The sequence below is a fragment of the Reticulibacter mediterranei genome (assembly GCF_016587455.1).
The window spans coordinates 3,882,644-3,899,942 of the sequence record NZ_BNJK01000001.1; the positions used below are offsets into that span (position 1 = coordinate 3,882,644).

20 protein-coding genes are annotated in these 17,299 nt (G+C 53.7%); 8 read left to right on the top strand and 12 right to left on the bottom strand.

What is annotated here, in order from left to right; translation table 11 throughout:
• Positions 1-70: 70 nt before the first annotated feature.
• The 4 genes from K3T83_RS16720 to K3T83_RS16735 all read right to left on the bottom strand — a co-directional run bounded on the left by K3T83_RS16720 (position 71) and on the right by K3T83_RS16735 (position 5,393).
• Positions 71-1,450 carry a helix-turn-helix transcriptional regulator gene (locus K3T83_RS16720; RefSeq protein WP_220204094.1) on the bottom strand — a complete coding sequence of 460 codons (1,380 nt, stop codon included), beginning with the start codon at positions 1,448-1,450 and terminating at the stop codon, positions 71-73.
• Between the two features lie 25 nt (positions 1,451-1,475).
• The gene (gene clpB, locus K3T83_RS16725; protein ID WP_220204095.1) at positions 1,476-4,085 is read right to left on the bottom strand and encodes an ATP-dependent chaperone ClpB; all 2,610 of its coding nucleotides are present in this window, start codon (positions 4,083-4,085) and stop codon (positions 1,476-1,478) included.
• Between the two features lie 262 nt (positions 4,086-4,347).
• Positions 4,348-4,533, bottom strand: coding sequence for a dihydrofolate reductase family protein (locus tag K3T83_RS57905; RefSeq protein ID WP_220204096.1), 186 nt, complete (start codon positions 4,531-4,533; stop codon positions 4,348-4,350).
• A complete protein-coding gene (locus K3T83_RS16735) occupies positions 4,530-5,393 on the bottom strand; it encodes an LLM class flavin-dependent oxidoreductase (protein WP_220204097.1) in 864 nt (287 codons plus the stop codon). Before K3T83_RS16735 ends, K3T83_RS57905 begins: the two co-directional genes overlap by 4 nt.
• Positions 5,394-5,572: 179 nt before the next feature.
• Here K3T83_RS16735 and K3T83_RS16740 point away from each other — a divergent pair, with 179 nt between their 5' ends.
• Positions 5,573-5,914, top strand: coding sequence for an ester cyclase (locus K3T83_RS16740; RefSeq protein WP_220204098.1), 342 nt, complete (start codon positions 5,573-5,575; stop codon positions 5,912-5,914).
• Positions 5,915-5,951: 37 nt separating this feature from the next.
• Here K3T83_RS16740 and K3T83_RS16745 read toward each other — a convergent pair whose 3' ends face one another.
• The 5 genes from K3T83_RS16745 to K3T83_RS16765 form a co-directional block, all read right to left on the bottom strand.
• Positions 5,952-6,194: a hypothetical protein gene (locus K3T83_RS16745; RefSeq protein WP_220204099.1), complete on the bottom strand. Its 243-nt coding sequence runs from the start codon at positions 6,192-6,194 to the stop codon at positions 5,952-5,954.
• Between the two features lie 5 nt (positions 6,195-6,199).
• Entirely contained in the window at positions 6,200-6,481 is a 282-nt protein-coding gene (locus tag K3T83_RS16750) for a carboxymuconolactone decarboxylase family protein (protein WP_220204100.1), read from the bottom strand.
• Positions 6,482-6,499: 18 nt separating this feature from the next.
• Positions 6,500-6,721, bottom strand: a complete 222-nt coding sequence (locus K3T83_RS16755) for a carboxymuconolactone decarboxylase family protein (protein WP_220204101.1) — start codon at positions 6,719-6,721, stop codon at positions 6,500-6,502.
• A 217-nt stretch (positions 6,722-6,938) separates the two neighbouring features.
• Entirely contained in the window at positions 6,939-7,694 is a 756-nt protein-coding gene (locus tag K3T83_RS16760) for a DUF899 family protein (protein WP_220204102.1), read from the bottom strand.
• 129 nt (positions 7,695-7,823) lie between these two features.
• Positions 7,824-8,690: an EamA family transporter gene (locus K3T83_RS16765; protein WP_220204103.1), complete on the bottom strand. Its 867-nt coding sequence runs from the start codon at positions 8,688-8,690 to the stop codon at positions 7,824-7,826.
• A gap of 127 nt (positions 8,691-8,817) precedes the next feature.
• Here K3T83_RS16765 and K3T83_RS16770 point away from each other — a divergent pair, with 127 nt between their 5' ends.
• Positions 8,818-9,861 carry a MurR/RpiR family transcriptional regulator gene (locus K3T83_RS16770; RefSeq protein WP_220204104.1) on the top strand — a complete coding sequence of 348 codons (1,044 nt, stop codon included), beginning with the start codon at positions 8,818-8,820 and terminating at the stop codon, positions 9,859-9,861.
• 4 nt (positions 9,862-9,865) lie between these two features.
• Here the strand turns inward: K3T83_RS16770 and K3T83_RS16775 are convergent, their stop codons facing one another.
• A complete protein-coding gene (locus K3T83_RS16775) occupies positions 9,866-10,420 on the bottom strand; it encodes a dihydrofolate reductase family protein (protein ID WP_220204105.1) in 555 nt (184 codons plus the stop codon).
• A gap of 265 nt (positions 10,421-10,685) precedes the next feature.
• Between K3T83_RS16775 and K3T83_RS16780 the strand changes: the two genes are divergently transcribed.
• From K3T83_RS16780 to queA, 5 genes are all read left to right on the top strand, one after another.
• Positions 10,686-11,033, top strand: a complete 348-nt coding sequence (locus K3T83_RS16780; RefSeq protein WP_220204106.1) for a DUF1801 domain-containing protein — start codon at positions 10,686-10,688, stop codon at positions 11,031-11,033.
• Between the two features lie 98 nt (positions 11,034-11,131).
• Positions 11,132-12,295, top strand: a complete 1,164-nt coding sequence (gene purK, locus K3T83_RS16785; protein ID WP_220204107.1) for a 5-(carboxyamino)imidazole ribonucleotide synthase — start codon at positions 11,132-11,134, stop codon at positions 12,293-12,295.
• A 6-nt stretch (positions 12,296-12,301) separates the two neighbouring features.
• Positions 12,302-12,907: a 5-(carboxyamino)imidazole ribonucleotide mutase gene (locus K3T83_RS16790; RefSeq protein WP_220204108.1), complete on the top strand. Its 606-nt coding sequence runs from the start codon at positions 12,302-12,304 to the stop codon at positions 12,905-12,907.
• A gap of 136 nt (positions 12,908-13,043) precedes the next feature.
• Complete coding sequence (ruvB, locus tag K3T83_RS16795) at positions 13,044-14,075, top strand: Holliday junction branch migration DNA helicase RuvB (protein ID WP_220204109.1); 1,032 nt, start codon at positions 13,044-13,046, stop codon at positions 14,073-14,075.
• On the top strand, positions 14,060-15,178 hold the full coding sequence (queA, locus tag K3T83_RS16800) for a tRNA preQ1(34) S-adenosylmethionine ribosyltransferase-isomerase QueA (protein WP_236064918.1): 1,119 nt from the start codon (positions 14,060-14,062) through the stop codon (positions 15,176-15,178). Before ruvB ends, queA begins: the two co-directional genes overlap by 16 nt.
• 205 nt (positions 15,179-15,383) lie before the next feature.
• Here queA and K3T83_RS16805 read toward each other — a convergent pair whose 3' ends face one another.
• Both K3T83_RS16805 and K3T83_RS16810 read right to left on the bottom strand, forming a co-directional pair.
• A complete protein-coding gene (locus tag K3T83_RS16805; RefSeq protein ID WP_220204110.1) occupies positions 15,384-15,836 on the bottom strand; it encodes a DUF3995 domain-containing protein in 453 nt (150 codons plus the stop codon).
• A gap of 98 nt (positions 15,837-15,934) precedes the next feature.
• Positions 15,935-16,567 carry a TetR/AcrR family transcriptional regulator gene (locus K3T83_RS16810; RefSeq protein WP_220204111.1) on the bottom strand — a complete coding sequence of 211 codons (633 nt, stop codon included), beginning with the start codon at positions 16,565-16,567 and terminating at the stop codon, positions 15,935-15,937.
• 202 nt (positions 16,568-16,769) lie between these two features.
• Here K3T83_RS16810 and K3T83_RS16815 point away from each other — a divergent pair, with 202 nt between their 5' ends.
• Positions 16,770-17,294, top strand: coding sequence for a hypothetical protein (locus K3T83_RS16815; RefSeq protein ID WP_220204112.1), 525 nt, complete (start codon positions 16,770-16,772; stop codon positions 17,292-17,294).
• Positions 17,295-17,299 lie beyond the last annotated feature (5 nt).

A 17,299-nucleotide genomic window follows, 5' to 3' on the forward strand; every position in this document is an offset into this window, starting at 1 on the left:
GAACTTGAAAAGTCGTAGTTGAGCGATAAATCGCTCAACTACGACTTTTCAAGTTTTACAAGAGCTGCCCTTACGCTTTGACCAACCCCTGAGCAATGGCCTTGCTCAAAGCTTCTGTACGCCCCGAGACGTTGAGCTTCTGGTAGATGTTGGCGAGATGAAAGTTGACCGTCCGCTCGCTGACGTAGAGGCGGGCGGCAATCTCTTTGTTGCGCATGCCGCGTGCCAACAGTTGCAACACCTCCAATTCTCGTGCCGTCAAAACCTCTGAGCCGGGCTGTGTCCTGCCAATGCGCGAGAGAAGCTTTCCGGCAAGCTGCGGCTGAATATGGACCTCACCACTGGCTACCGTTCGTATCGCCTGAGCCAACTCTTCAGCAGTGCTCTCTTTCCAGATGTAGCCATCAGCACCGGCCCGCAAAGTCTCGTAGAGATATTCTTCGCGATCCTGCGTCGTCAACAACAGAACGCGCGTCATGAGGTTCAACTGCTTGATTTGCCGCAATGCTTCCAGGCTTTGCCCATTCGGCAACTGAGCGTCGAGCAGGAGTACCTGTGGCCCCAGTTCTAACGCTTCGCTCACCGCCTGGACGCCATCGGCTGCCTCACCCACAACCTGGATATCTGAAACGGCTTCGAGCAGATGATGCAGACCCGCGCGAATAACAGCCTGAGCATCGACGATCAATACATGTATCTGTTGCGACGTCGCCGAAGCAGAAGGTGTCACAGGCTCAGCAGATTCGGGAGCAGGTAGACGTATCGGAGGAATATATGGGATATGGACGGCAAAGCGCGTCCCTCGCTCCTCCAACTGCTGGACATCAAAAAAGCCGCCAAGTTGTTCGATGCGATAGCGCAGATCGGCCATTACCGCTGTATCGCATGGGTCGGTCCGTTGCATGATGGGATCATTAGCGGCAAAGGGTGGGGCCGCGCTCTGAGTGCCCTCTTCAGCATCGCCGCTGGGCAGACCATCATCTTCCAGGCTCAAATAGACCTCGCCTGACCCGTAGTTGAGAGTCAGGCGGAGTTTTCGCGTCTCGCGATGCTGCTCAATCTGATAGAGCGCCTCACGCGCAAAGAGATAGAGCAGACGCTCGGCAGTATGGGTAAGAGTATGCTCTTCCGGGCGACCCTGCTCGTCAATGCCGGAGAAAGAGATGCGGCTGGAGAGACCAAACTGTTCGGCGGCATCCTCTACCAGCAGAGACAGGGCATCAGGCAGCGTACGCCCCTCCAGTTCTGGTAAGAGCTGCTCGTCGGTGAGGGAGCGCACCACAGTCAGCATCTCCTGCGTCATCTGTTCCAGCATCGTCAGCCCGGAGTCAATGACCTGCGCATCCGCCAGGGAGCGGCTCTGAGCCTGCAACGCATGGATTTGCAACTGCATCGCGCTGAGCGTTTGCAGCAGATGTTCATATGGATCAGGTGGTGGAATAGCATTCATTTACATCTATTTCCCCGTCTATAGCTTACTCCGAGCCAGCTGTCGCATAATCATGCGGTACGGCTGTGAGCTTCAGCTTGCCATCCTGTGCGTCGATTTTGACCTGATCGCCATCGCGAATTGTGCCAGCAAGGATAGCACGAGCAATCTGGTTCTCAACAGTGCGCTGCACAACCCGCTTGAGCGGTCGCGCGCCAAATTGCGGATCGTAGCCCTCGTTCGCGAGCAGTTCTTTGGCCTCATCGCTCAATTCGAGCGTGATATGGCGATCTGCGAGCCGTGCGCGCAGACGATTGACCTGGATCTCGACGATCTGCATGATCTGGTCACGGCTCAATTGGTGGAAGATGATCACCTCGTCGATACGGTTGATAAACTCCGGTCGGAAGCCCTCTTCACGCAAACGCTGACGGACTTTCCGCTGAATCTCTTCCTCATCCATGCCGTCGTACTCGGCCAGCCAGCGATTGCCAACGTTGCTGGTCATGATAATGACGGTGTTTTTGAAATCGACTGTGCGACCCTGACCATCAGTTAAACGCCCATCGTCTAGCAATTGTAGCAGGATATTGAAGACCTCCGGGGCAGCTTTCTCGATCTCGTCGAGCAACACCACACAATAGGGATGACGACGCACCGCTTCGGTCAACTGGCCTCCCTCTTCATAACCGACATATCCCGGAGGCGCTCCTATCAGACGCGAGACGGAATGCTTCTCCATGTACTCTGACATGTCGATGCGCACCAACGCCTGTTCGTTATCAAAGAGAAACTCGGCAAGCGCGCGGGCAACTTCAGTCTTGCCAACGCCAGTCGGCCCCATAAAGAGGAAGCTTGCCAGCGGGCGGTTCGGATCTTGCAGCCCGGCTCGTGAGCGGCGAATGGCATCGGAAACGACCTCTAACGCCATATCCTGGCCCACGACGCGTTCGCGCAAACGATCCTCCATCGCCAGCAACTTCTGGACCTCAGCCTCCATCAATTTCGAGACGGGGATATGGGTCCATTTCGAGACGACGCCCGCGATATCTTCGGCATCAACCTCTTCCTTCATCATACGCGCGTTTTGCAGCGTCGCCAGCTTCGCCTCTTGCTGTTGAATGCGCTCCTGTAATTCTTTGATGGTGGTATAGCGCAACCGGGCCATCGCCTCGTAGTCATAGGCACGCTCGGCCTGCTCATAGGCGATCTGGGCCTCATCCAGCTCTTTTTTGAGGCCGCGCAGTTCTTCGACTGGCGCGCGCTCACTTTCGAGAGAGAGGCGTAATTCGCGCAGTTGTTCGCTCAAATTCGCGATTTCGCGCTCGACCTTCTCGCGACGTTCGCGGCTGGCAACATCGGTCTCTTTCTTCAACGCCTCCTGCTCCACCTGCAACTGACGAATACGGCGGTCCAGGGCGTCGATCTCGGTCGGCGTGCTATCCAGTTCGACGCGGCGATGGCTGGCGGCTTCGTCCACCAGATCGATTGCTTTGTCGGGCAAGAAGCGGTCAGTGATATAGCGGTTCGAGAGGATCGCGGCGGCAACCAGGGCGCTATCCTGAATGCGTACGCCGTGATGCACCTCGTAGCGAGGCTTGAGGCCGCGCAGAATGCTAATCGTATCCTCCACTGAGGGCTGATCGATCATCACTGGTTGGAAACGGCGCTCCAGGGCCGCATCTTTCTCAATATGCTTACGATACTCATCGAGCGTGGTTGCGCCAATACAATGCAATTCGCCACGTGCGAGCATGGGCTTGAGCATATTGGAGGCGTCCATCGCACCTTCAGCTGCGCCAGCACCAACCAGGGTATGCAATTCGTCAATAAAGAGGATGATCCCGCCTTCTGCACCCGTCACCTCTTTTAGCACGGCTTTCAAGCGCTCTTCAAACTCGCCGCGATACTTGGCACCCGCAACCAGCGCGCCCAGGTCGAGCGTAACGACCTGCTTGTCGGCCAGCGTACGTGGGATGTCGCCACGTACGATGCGCTGGGCCAACCCTTCAACGATGGCCGTTTTACCAACGCCGGGTTCGCCGATCAGCACCGGATTGTTTTTGGTGCGGCGGCTCAAGACCTGGATGACGCGGCGAATCTCTTCATCACGTCCAATCACCGGATCGAGCTTGCCCTGGCGCGCGAGTTCGGTCAGGTTGCGACCATATTTCTCCAACGCCTGATATTTGCCTTCTGGATTCTGGTCCGTGACGCGCTGTGTGCCACGAATGGCGGTCAACGCCTTCAAGACCATATCCCGATTGAGGCCAGCGGCGCGCAATGCCTGTAACGCGCCCCCCTCAACTTTGAACATCGCCAATAGTAAATGTTCGACGCTGAGGTACTCATCTTTAAAGTTGTTCATCTCATTCCAAGCATCCTCCAGCACCTTGCGTAAGCGTTGGGAGATGCTTGGTTCGCTGCCACCATAGACGCGAGGGAGGCGTTCGAGTTCGTTATTGAGGACACGCTGTGTAGTCTGTACGTCGCCTCCTGCCTTTTGAATCACCTGGGGAACAATGCCTCCCTGCTGCTTCAACAGAGCATCTAACAGATGTTCCGGCTCAATCTGGCTGTGATTCAAGCGTTGTGCCAATTCAGACGCTTCGTGAATGCCTTCCCGCGCCTTATCGGTAAATTTCTCTATTTTCATGGAAAAGGCTCCCTATATCGGTAAAAAGATAGGTTTCTCTAGACATACTATACCATGTGAGTGATATTATGTCAAATACTTTGAGTGTTACCTTGTCAAACTTTTACCGAGGGGGGAATTGCCAGATATTTTTTACGATAGAAATTTTAACAATTTATAGTAGTAATATAATCATAAAAAGAAGAACGGGCTACATCCAACGCAACGAATGTAACCCATTCTCTTTGAAGATCTTCACCATATGCTTTTGGTGTGAGAAGCGTTATTGAGGTTTCATGTATTTTAAAACGGCAATTCCGCTGGGATAAGAGATTGCGCTTACAAAGACGAGTTGTAATGGATGTTGAATTGCACTAAATAGAGACAGGCCAGCACCCAGTACGGTTGGATTCACGAGAAGATGCAGCTCATCAACGAGGCTAGATCGGAGCAGACTCCTTCTATTCATAGAGATGGCGGACCTTGCAAGATCGCGGCGCGCACAGCATCGACATCATGCTGAGGTTGGACGTTTTGCAGGCACCAGGTCGCCCCGGCCTCGGCCATCGCTTTCAGTTCTACCTGTGCCTGAGTATCCTGGATGGCTGCGAAGACTGGGCCATTTGCTACGATATCGAACGACGAATGTTGGGAATGGCGCTCATGCATCCAGTGTGCGAGCTGGTCGAAGTCTGAAGGAGTGAGGTGTGTTGGCATGCCAACGTCTGTGAGTTTGACGGGATAGACACCATCGAATCTGACCGCTCGCTCCATCGGACCTTTACGCGGCCAGATTCCCGCAACCCAGATGGGAATTCTGGGAGCTTGAAAGGGCTGCGGTACAAATGTGATTTCCTGAACATGATAATACTCGCCGCTATAGCTGAAAGGTTTCCCACTCCACAAACCCTCAAGGATGGCGAGACTTTCATCAAGCATTGCGGATCGCTTCTTGATATCCATCTCCTCTCCAAAGGCTTCAAATCCACGATCAAAGACGGCCCCATTGCCAACGCCCAGGATGAAACGCCCCTGTGAGAGATGATCCAGCGCCACCGTTTCACGCGCCATCTTCCAGGGGCGGCGACGTGGCACAGCTGCCACCAGCAGCCCAATTTTGATGCGCTCGCTCCGCATAGCCATTGCCGCCAATGAAATCCAGGGATCGCCGGTTGGCCCCGGCTCAGCCCCGGAGTAGCTGCCGAAATGGAGGGTATCAGAAATGAACAATCCATCCCATCCCGCCTTCTCTGCATCGTGCGTAAGATCAGCCAGCAAACGAGCATCACTATAACGCTCAAGAATTGGGAATACCAGACCGTAACGCATATCAATCTCTCCTTTTATCTTCAAGATGCTCAACTCTTTTTCACTTGTTTTTTGCAAGTGATATCAGCCTAGCATCACAATAGCAGTAAAACTTCTCGAATCTTGCCGAAACGTACAGGTCGTGGGAAAATCAAAGAGGCATACCCATCAATATTGTCTTGATAGTGCAAAGGTGAAGCATGGATATTGCAGCGAATAAGGCTCTTGTAAGAGGCTACATCGAGATGTGGAATACTGGCAATACGGCACTAGCTGAAGAAGTGTTGGCAACCGATTGGATGGATCATGCGCATCCAGAAGTGGTTGGGACAGACAGTGTGAAACAGTCGGTCGTGAAGGTTCGAACAGCATTTCCTGATTTCCACATCACAATTGAGCAGGTTGTGGGAGAGGACGATATGGTCGCGATACGTGCCACCATATTGCGAGGAGGAAAAACTTCGCGGGTGATGTGGTTTGTGCGCATTGTTGAAGGAAAGATGAGGGAGATGTGGACCGGGTCTGAAATATCTCCTGCGTAGGGGCATTGCGCCTACGCAGGATACAGAGCGAAACTCCTTAACTCCTATATTGCTTGAGCAGTTTATCAACAAGATTGCCGACCTCGTGCCAGAGATTATGCTGATAATCCAGCATACGGGCCTGATTGAGATCGAATTCGCGGTTGGAGGCATCTTTTTTCGCATTGGCCTCAAACTGATGGGAAAGGGCGAGCGTCTTATCGCCTCGCCCATGTAGATAGCCGGAAAGCTCGTGGAGGTCGCTCAAGAGCGCCTCCAATTTTTCGTCGCTGGTTGGCATGATTTCTATTCCTTACCAGATGGTGGTGGATCAACCTGTAAAGCGTCGGCGAAGCGGTTAAAGAAGTTAAACAGGCCAATAACGGTGGTTATTTCGACCAGTTCCCCGTCGTCAAAGTGGCGCTGTAGCTCGTCCCAGAGATCTTCGCCAACTTCTTGTGCGCTGGTCGTCATAATTTCGGCATAGCGCAACGCCGCCAGTTCACGATCAGTAAACAGGTGGTAGTGACGATCAATGTGATAGAGCGCGTCGAGCAGCTCCTCACTGACACCCAGCTGCTTTGCCAAAGCAGTATGAGCGTTCATTCAGTAGTGGCAATGATTGACCTGCGAGACACGAATCGCCAGTAGCTCTTTCAGCTTCGGCTCAACCGTGCCACCGCGCATGGCAGCCTTCAATAGCTCAACAGCATGGTGCATAATATCTGGACGATGCGCCATGACATGGAAGAGGCGAGACATATTCGCGCTGCCTGAATGCTCATCCAATGGAACTGGTACGTTCGCCTTTGGCGGAATGCGTGACATTCCTCAACAACTCCTAACACTGCTGATATAAAAGCTTCTGGTGATATTCTAGTGGAGTTAGCGCGAACGTGCAAGCGGTCGGTCAATGAGGCGGTAATGTAATTCGTAGTTTCCCGATTTATCGGGAGGAGGCGCCACCAGCCTGGGTTGAAGTGGCACACCTCCTCCCGATAAATCGGGAAACTACGAAACATTGACCGTTTTTGAGTGGAAGGAGCTATGATGTGAGATCATCGGAGCGTCCGGCTGCAAGCCGGGACCATTGAGCAGTGGGCCGTCCACCCGTGCGGAACTGTTCGCCGGTGTTTCCCCACCGTTGCGGCCAACCAGCGGGTGAGTCTTCCCATGTCTCCTGCCGTCCGTACACGGTCACGTCTAATAGCACATAGCTGGGGGCCATCGTCTCCACGCCGCGCCCGGTGGTCCAGTATGTCTCGAACACCTGGTCGCCGTGTCGCAGGTAGCATGCCAACGTACCGAACCCGCGTCCGGCAAGCAGAGCGTCGGCGGAGTCTTGCGCCGAGTACCAAGGGACATCCCACCCCATGAAGTCACGGTAACGGGCGCTCGCCTCGTACGGACCTTCACAGAACGTGGCGTAGGTGACATCGCGGGAATGCAGGTAGGACAGCTCACGAACCTGGCCATTGAAGAAGGTGCAACCTTCGCACTGAGCGTCGGCAGATTGACCGTCATGCCACATGTGATAGTAAACGATCAGAAGCTTGCGACCCTCAAAGACCTCCAGCAACGTGACCGGTCCTTGTGGGCCGATAAGCTGAATGGTGGGGTCTACCTCCACCATCGGTAGACGCCTGCGAGCCGCCGCGATCGCATCTCCCTGGCGAGTATGCGCCTTTTCCCGAACCAACAACTTGTCCAGTTCCGCCTGCCAGGTGGCTCTGTCAACTACCGCTGGCAACGCAGAGGTGTCGCTGTCGGAGGTGAAATGGTGCTGATCACGCGTGTTCATAGTGTTTACTTCTTTCCTTTCCCTCTTACATTCATTCAGAACGACTCACGGGAAGTAGATCTTCTTGCAATTTGCAAGTACCTCTATTCTACAGGCAAGGAAAGAACAAAACTTCTCCAATCTTGCTCTTCATCCAAGCGCCAGTAAAACGATCCCGGCGAGGATTACGCTGGCGGCGCTCAATCTGCGCCATACATGCTTCTCGGCAAGGAAACGCGTTCCCATGATGGTCCCGATCAGGACGCTGCACTCGCGCATGGGCGCAACATAACTCACGGGGCTGGAACTCATGGCAAATAAGATCAGCAAATAGGCCAGGGGCGAGAGGATCGCAACGCCGATAACTTCGCGGCGATAAGTGCGCCACGTCTCTTTCACTTTGTCCCATCTGCCTGTTACTGTGGGGGTTAGCAGGACCGCCCTACCGATGGCGGAACTGCCATCGAGCAAGAGGGGAGAGATCAGCAGGAGGCTGACTGCGTATTTATCCCAGATGGTATAGGCGGCAATAAAGATGCTGGTTAGCAGCGCATAGCCTACGACAACACGTGTTTGCGCTCCCCTTTTCAAGATTTGCCAGGGATTGCCAACCAGAAAGAGGACACCTCCAATGAGCAGCGCAACGCCGATCAACGCAATCAATGATGGTCGCTCTCCCAGCAACACAATAGCTCCCAGCGTCGAGATCAGCGGTCCCATGCCACGTGCGAGAGGATAGGCTAGCGAGAGGTCACCGGCTCCATAGCCACGTTGCAAGAAAAAGAAATAGGCAATATGCAGGCAGGCCGTGCCGAAGATGAACAAAAATTGCAGAGCGTTCAGGTGTGGCCGCTCGATCAAAATGAAAATCAACAGCACCGGCACATAGATAATGGCAGCTAGCGCCGCGCACCACCAGATAAATCCCGGACTATTGCCTGCCCGTTTCGCCAGGAAGTTCCAGCTTGCATGAAAAAATGCCGCGACTAATACCAGAAGGATGGTCAGGTGATTCATCGATTTTCTTCTCTCTATTCCCCAGGGATAAGATTGTGTCAAATGACGCTCTCAAAGAATAGTCATTTTTGAAATAAAATTTCTTATTGAGAGTATAATCAGAAATTTTATTTTTATCAAGAGCAGCTTGCGGGATCGGAACGTTGTCTTCCTGATCGAGCAAACAGGCGAGGACCAGCCATCACCCCTCCCATATACGACACGTCGCGATATCTCAAGCGATAGAGATACATTGTCTTTCCTGATCGAGCGAGCTATACTAATCGCGATAGCAGTACTTCTCAGCGGGAAGGTTCCACGTATGCAACATAATGAGCATCCATTGATAGCAGAAGGCGCGCTGGCCCGTTTGCGGACCATGTATCATGTGCTGACAGAGGCGGAACAGCGGGTGGCCCAGTTTATCGAGCAGCACCCGGAAGAGGTGGTCCATCTCTCGGTGCAGGCTCTTGCCCAGCGCATCCAGGTAAGCGAGGCGACGATTGTGCGCTGTTGCCGCTCGATTGGTTATCGGGGATTGCGCGATCTCAAGCTGGCGCTGGCTGCGGAAAGCGTGACTCCATTACAGGAGATCCACGAGGATATCTTGCCCGGGGATGGAGTGGGAACGATTGCGCGCAAGGTCTTACAATCCGATATTCAGGCCATCGCGGATACGCTAGCGGTACTTGACGAGAAGTTGTTGGAACAGGTGGTAGAGGCGCTATTGAAGGCTGCACGCATCGAATTTTACGGCATTGGCTCGTCGCTGCCTATCGCACTGGATGCCTATTATCGCTTTCTACGAGCTGGCCTGCCGACAACGGTGGTGACTGATCCATTGATGCAGGCCGTCTCTGCTGCGCAACTGCCGCCAAACTCGGTGGCCTTCGCCATCTCGCATTCAGGCCGCACGCGCGAAACGCTCAACGCGCTCCGTTGCGCACGTAACACGGGGGCCTTCTGCATTTTGCTCAGCAGCCACGCCCACGCACCGCTGAGCAAGTATGCAGATGTCTCGCTGATCACCTCTGCTCGTGAGACCGCCTTCCGCAATGCCGCGCTGACCAGCCGTATCGCCCACCTCAGCGTTATCGATGCGCTGTATGTCGCCGTTGCGATGCGCCGCCCCGAATCGTCGCTGGCAGCGCTAGAACGCTCTACAACGGTGATTGCTGATCATTCGTTGTAAACCGTTATTTTTTGTCTGGCTGGTAGATAAGAGCAAGGGTCCCGGAACTGAGCGCCTTGCTTTCGACAAGCCGCAGATTCGTCGGAGGCGTCCCATCTGGGAAGAACCGCCTTCCTCTTCCCATAATGAAGGGTTGAACCAGGAACCGATACTCATCGATCAGATCAGTTCCCATCAGCGATTGGACAAGCGTAGCACTGCCATCGATAATAATGTCTTTGCCTGGCTGCTGCTTCAGTCTGGTGATTTCTTCCACCACATTTTCTTTGATGATGATGGATTCTTTCCAGGGAGCAGTTTCGAGCGTGGTCGAGACGACATATTTTTTCATCCGGTTGAGGATTGGCCCGGGACCATCTCCAGTCGTCTGCGTGGACCAGCCCGGCCAGAGCATTTCATAGGTGGTCCGTCCCAGCAGGTACACATCACCTTGCTCGTACTGCTCCATAATGTACTGCATTCTTTCGGGGTTATTAGTAGAATTCCACCAGTGACCCATCGTGTCCGCATCAAAGACTCCATCGAGGGTCATCCACGCCTTCACCCAGAGCTTTCTCATAGTTGTTCTCCTTCTTCAAGCATCATATGACGAGATACCAACTGGGAGGCTACAACTTTTCTCATATATTTTTCCTCTCTGTTGGCTATCATTTTACTTGCGAATTGCAAGTGATACACTCACCTCTTCCAAAACCACGTTGCAAAGGCGGAAATGTCACCAGACCGATCAGAGCATTTCCGTTTTCGCCTGGCTGCTTGAGAAGAGTAACACAGAGAGAAACTTGCAAATCACAAGTAATAACCTATATAGGGAGAAAAGAGCAATGAATCCGGCAATTACGGAGTATATTGAAAAAATAGATCAGCCCTGGCAGGTTGAGGTGTGTAATCGTCTTCGGCAGATCTTTCTGCAAACAGTTCCAGAGGTCGAAGAGCTGAAACAATATAATCGTCCACACTACAAAAAGAATGGACAATATCTCTGTGTCTTCAATGTTGCTAAGAATTGGGTGAATGTGATGCTCTTTAACGCTCAAGCTCTCACTATTCCTGAAGGATATGGCGAGCTTAGCCCAAATGGGGAACGCATCACGGCGAAAATTCAACAGGGCCAGGATTTTGATTATGATCTTTTTGCCGGACTCCTCAAGGAAGCCGCTGCAAAGCTCTAACCGTATAAGCTGTGCCAGGTCTTTCTGAAAGTGTAGAATTGACACATCTCTCGGCTTCTGAATACAATATGAGAGCGAATAACGAAGGAGCAGCCATTTTGGAACAGAGACTCACCCCACAGGAAGCTGAGATCGTGGCGTCAACCCGCATCGGCATTATTGGTGGTGGACAACTGGGATTGATGACGAGCGAGGCCGCACGCGCGATGGGTTATGCAGCGGTCACGGTTCTCGATCCAACCCCGCATAGCCCGGCCTCGGTTGTGGCCCGGCAAATTGTGGGCAGTTTGCGCGATCCCGCCGCCCTCCATCAACTGGCACAGCAGGCCGACATTCTGACCTACGAAATCGAGCATATCAATACAGAAGCGTTACGTGCATTGCAAGAAGAAGGGCAGAAGATCCATCCTTCGCCCGAAGTTCTGGCAATCATTCAAAATAAATATCAACAAAAAGAATTTCTGGCACAGCACGACATTCCCGTTGCGCCCTATATGCCCATCTCTTCTCCTGCCGATATCGAGCAGGCGGTGGAAAAATGGGGCTATCCGCTGGTGTTGAAGGCCAGGAAGGATGCCTATGACGGTCGTGGCAACGCCCGCATCAATCAGCACGAGGAGATCGCGGCGGCCCTGGAGAAGCTGGGAGATCGCGAACTTTATGTGGAACAGTGCATCGATCTGGACAAAGAGATCGGGCTGATGATCGCACGCAATGAGCGGGGCGATACTGCTACCCATCCCGTCGTCGAGATGATTCACGAGCGCGATATATGTCAGATTGTGCTGGCCCCCGCGCCAATCTCTGGCCCCTTGCAGGCCGAGGCGCAGGATATGGCACGACAGGCCATCGATCACCTGCACGGCGTTGGTATCTTTGGCGTCGAGCTATTTCTCGACAAACAGGGCAAGCTATGGCTGAACGAGATAGCGCCCCGACCACACAACCTGGGCCACTACACCATCGAGGCATGCTATACCTCGCAGTTTGCCCAGCATCTCCGCGCGATTACCAACCTGCCTCTCGGCCCAACGCAGATGCGCTATCCAGCCGCCGTGATGATCAACATTCTGGGAACGCGCAACGGTCCCGCCGATCCTTACTGGCTTGACGAGTACGATTCGGAGCACACTTTTGTCCATCTCTACGGCAAAAGCGAGACCAGAATCGATCGCAAGATGGGACATATCACGGCAGTTGGCGACGATCTTGTCAGCGTTTATGAACAGGCAAAGGAGGCGAGAGCAGCGCTCTCGATATAAATAGCTATGTTGCAAGATGAAGAGGCAGTGCGGACCGCTTTAACGGCAGAGCACGGCGTGCTGGTCTCGCCAGAAGGAGTGGGAGCAGCAGCTAGCGGCCAGCCAAAGGTGCTGGTCACAATGGGTAGCGACTCGGACCTGCCACTGATGATGAAGGCGGTCAATATGCTGCGCAACGAGTTCGGTGTGCCCTGCCTGGTCCAGATCAACTCGGTGCATCGCGATCTGCGCGCCGCCATCTATCATATCGAGCGTCTCCCCGAATCGGTGCAGGTAATTATCGCCTGTGCAGGTGGCGCGGCCCATCTGCCGGGCAATATCGCCGATCTGCGTGCGGATCTGCCCGTTATCGGCGTGCCACGCGACCTGGGGGCGCTCAAAGGAATCGACGCCCTGCTCTCAATGGTGCAGATGCCGGAAGGGGCACCAGTCGCGGTGATGGCAATCGGCGATGCGGGAGCCGTTAACGCCGCCATTCACGCAGCGAAAGAACTGGCGATTGCTGACCCTGCCATTAAAGAGCGCTTGTTGGCATATGCGGAGAAGCGCAAGGGGAAGGTGCAGAAACAGAACGAAGGTTTAGAAAAGAAGGTTCAGGGATTTTTTGGGTGATCGGGCGAGGACAAGCCATCGCCCCTCCCACATTCGGCAAAAATGATCATTTGATCGCATTACTCGACGGATATGTTGCTCTCTGATATAATGAAACCGGCAAGGTTGTAGAACACTAGTTTCAACGGAGTAAGCCATGAAAGATCGCCTCGTTTCGCCCCAGATCAGCGAAGAGGAACAATTTATTGAAACCAGCCTGCGTCCCCGACACCTTGAGGAATATATCGGTCAGGAGAAGATCAAGGGGAACCTGAGCATTTTGTTGGAAGCAGCACGTCGTCGTAATGAGCCGGTCGATCATGTCTTGCTCTATGGTCCTCCGGGGCTGGGCAAGACCACGCTCTGCAATATCATTGCCGCCGAAATGGGCGTGAGCTTGAAAACCACGTCCGGTCCCGCCATCGAGCATGCCGGCGATCTCGCCTCGATCCTCACTGCACTGCAACCGGGCGAGGTGCTGTTTATTGACGAAATTCACCGTCTGGCACGCGCCGTTGAAGAGCGGCTCTATTCGGCAATGGAAGATTTCGCGATAGACGTGATGATTGGCAAAGGGCCGGGCGCTCGTTCGTTGCGGCTCAATCTGCCACCATTCACTGTCGTTGGTGCCACTACACGCGTAGGCTCGCTGACTGCTCCATTGCGCGACCGCTTCGGGGCGATCTATCGTATGGAATATTACGACCATGAATCGCTCAATAAGATCGTTCGGCGCTCGGCAGCTATCCTCAAAGTGCCAGCCGAAGAAGAGGGCATTAAAGAGATCGGCAGCCGCGCTCGTGGCACGCCGCGTATCGTCAACCGTCTGCTCAAGCGTGTGCGCGACTATGCCCAGGTACGCGCGGATGGCGTGATTACAATGGATGTGGCAAAAGAAGCGCTTGACGCGTTAGAGGTAGACGAGCTGGGACTGGATCAGACCGACCGCCACATGTTGGAGACGATCATTAAAAAATTCAATGGTGGTCCAGTAGGTCTGGATACGCTCGCAGCCAGCACCAGCGAAGATTCTGAAACGATTGAAGATGTCTACGAGCCATACCTGCTACAACTTGGCTTCATCGCTCGCACCCCTCGTGGTCGCGTTGCTATGAAAGCAGCCTATGAGCATCTCAAGCTGATACCAACAGATGGAGAGGGCGGACCCAATTTGTGGACAACTCCTTAAACATACCTGACGATTTAAAGATCAGCGATTTTGATTATGACTTGCCGCAAGAACTGATTGCACAGACGCCGATAGAGCCGCGCGATGCTTCCCGCCTGTTGGTGGTGCATCGCGCAAGCGGCAAGCTGGAACATCGCCATTTTCGCGATATCGGCGACTATCTTCAGCCCGGCGACCTCCTGATCGCCAACCAGAGCCGGGTCATCCCCGCACGCTTGCTTGGTCATAGAGCCGAAACGGGCGGAGCGGTCGAGCTGCTGCTGCTCAGCGAGCGCACCGACAAGGGACGCGATTATTGGGAGGCGCTGGTTCGTCCGGGTCGTCGTCTGCGCAAGGGATCGCGCATCGTCTTTGCCGATGAGACACAAACCGTTTGCTTAGAGGCCGAGATCGTAGAGTATACAGAGGCGGGAGGGCGCGTGATTCGCTTCTTCGTGCCGGGTCAGGACACCACCACAAGCGATGATCCATATAGCGTCCTGACCGTGCGCCAGCTGATCGACAGGCTGGGTCGCATGCCGCTGCCGCCCTATATTCATGAGAAGCTGAACGACCCGGAGCGCTACCAGACCGTTTACGCACGCATCACCGGTTCGGCTGCGGCCCCCACTGCTGGCCTCCATTTTACCCCCCATTTGCTCGACCAGTTGCGCGCTAAGGGCGTGCGCGTTGGCTTTGTAACGCTGCATGTGGGACTGGATACGTTCCGTCCCGTCGAGATCGAGAACGTCAGCGAACACAAAATGCACAGCGAAGAGATCTTTCTGGACGCTCCTACTGCCGAACTGATCAACGAGACGCGCAAGGCTGGTGGCCGCGTGATCGCGGTCGGCACCACATCTGTACGCACATTGGAGAGCGTGGCAAGCCTGCACAACGGACAAATCGAACCATATCAGGGAGCAACTCGGCTGTTTGTCACTCCGGGCTATCATTATCAGGCTGTAGATGCCATGATTACCAATTTCCACCTACCGCGTTCCACGCTACTGCTGCTTGTCAGCGCCTTCATGGGCAAACAACTGATGGAAGAGGTCTATCAGGAGGCGATTCGCGAGCGCTATCGCTTCTTCAGCTTTGGCGACGCCATGCTGTTGCTGTAAAAGAGAGTTCTCCTCCACCCGTAGCGACAAGCGCAAGGCTCCCCAACCACCCCTTGTCGCTACGGGTGGCCCCAACATCTTCTACGTCCACAGTCGTTCTCCCCTACAATTACCGGATGCTCCAAGTAATCTCGCAGCTACAATATCACAACAAGCGCCCCGCGATACATCGCTCGACTACGACAGACGATACATCTCGTCAATACTAGAAAAATGCGACGGCCACCGTCGCAGCAAAGAGCAGCAGACACAGGGGCGTATAGACGATGAGATTGAGCTTGTAGAACAGTTCGCTTCTGGATGCCGCCAGACGTAGCACCCACACAATGCCTGCCAGGCCACGCAGCAGGAGTCCTATGGCAATCGCCACGATGCCGAGTTGAAGCAGCGAACCTGGAATGAGCCGCTCAGGCATTCCCAGGGCATGGATCTGGACCAGCACGATCAACGCACCACAAAACAGCAGGCAGGCTAATGGAACCAGGAATGCAGGTCTGAAAGATCGCGTTTTGTTGATATTGAGTACTGCTTGAGCCAGTGAGAGCTTATCTTGTGCAGGCCAGAGACGGCCCGTCGCCCAGTATGCATGCAGCAAGCCATCTGCAATAAGCACAGCTGCCACCAGTATTCCTGCGATTTCTTTTACGTATTGGCTCATTGTTTTCTCTCTCTTTTCCTTGACAAGCATAATTCGCTGAACATATAGCGAATTACACAGACAAAAAAAACTGAATTCACCGATCAGAAAAAGATGAACTAGTCAGTATTGGAATAATTTCCAAGTAATAGATGAACAACATGCTGCTTATAACGTGTGCGGAAGCTGGAATCCTGAATGTTCGCGCCCAATGGCTTGAGGAACGTTTCTGCATGGGCTGTCGGAAACCAGCAAAGAGCAGTGAGATCAATGAGAAATTGCTCTGCATCGCCCTGCCACCCTAAATCGTCCTGCAAAGCCTGGACAGCATCGCGCAAGACTTGCAGTTGAGATGGCAGATTGCCCAGGTAACGCGCTCCATGCAAAGCCTCCCACTCAGTCAGGCGAATAAAGGTCGGGTGAGCCGTCAAGTCATCAAACAGGCGTTCAATGACCACGCGGAGAATCTCCTGTACATTCGCATCGGGCACATGTGCCTGTTCGTGGATAAACGCGATCAGATCTTGCGAACGCATAAATGCTCGATCCAGGACAGCATGGTAGAGCTTCTCCTTCGAGCCAAAGAAGTAGTTGGGCAGGCCACGCGTGACCCCTGCCAGATCGCAAATCTCTTGAAGGCTCGCACCGTCGTATCCCTTTTCAGCAAACACCGTTTCAGCGGCTTCCAGAATAGCCTGTTTGCTGGCTTCAGCTGCCTCCGTCCTGCGGGTACTCTTCTCCCGACTGTTCATAATCTCCTCCACTTTCGCGTGCTATTTCATTCGCTATACGTATAGTTAATATAGCAAAAAACAGAGCAGCTAGTCAAGAGAACTTCCCCTTTTTTACAGGAAGCAAGTGTGGGATGAGCGATGAAAAAGGGTCGGTTCTAACCTGATATGCCTCTATACTATGGCAAGAACGATAAATCTCTATCGAAAGCAGGTAGCATATATGTCAGAAGCAAAATCGCCTCAGGGTATCTCGTATCTCAGTAACTTGGAGCAGGTCGCCTCAGAGTATCGACATCGACCAAAGGTTACGAGGCCAGGCCCAGCGCTCGTCACACCTGCCGTCCATCTCAAGTGGTACGACATCTATTACGAAGAAACGCCCGTTTCGGCTCAGCTTGTCGATCAGGCACGCTCGTTCTTGCTGGCCGAATTGGAAGCGGGAAGATTGCCGTTGAAGAACGAGATCGGATTTGTTGTCCATCACCAGTGTTCCGCCGCGTACATACTGTATATAAGCACCTGGCGCAATGAGAACGAGTTGTGGGAAACGATCTACATCAAAGATCTCGCAGCCAATGGAACGTTCCAACAGCTTGAACGCAGCGCAACGACCCCCACTTATTGCGTCTGGGTGCTTGGCGTCGTTGGGCACGAGCAGCAGGCGTGGACCCGCTATCTCTATTCTCCACGGGACAATGTCGCCAAATATGCGTATGTACAGGATCAGATGACAGGTCCAGTCTAAAGGGA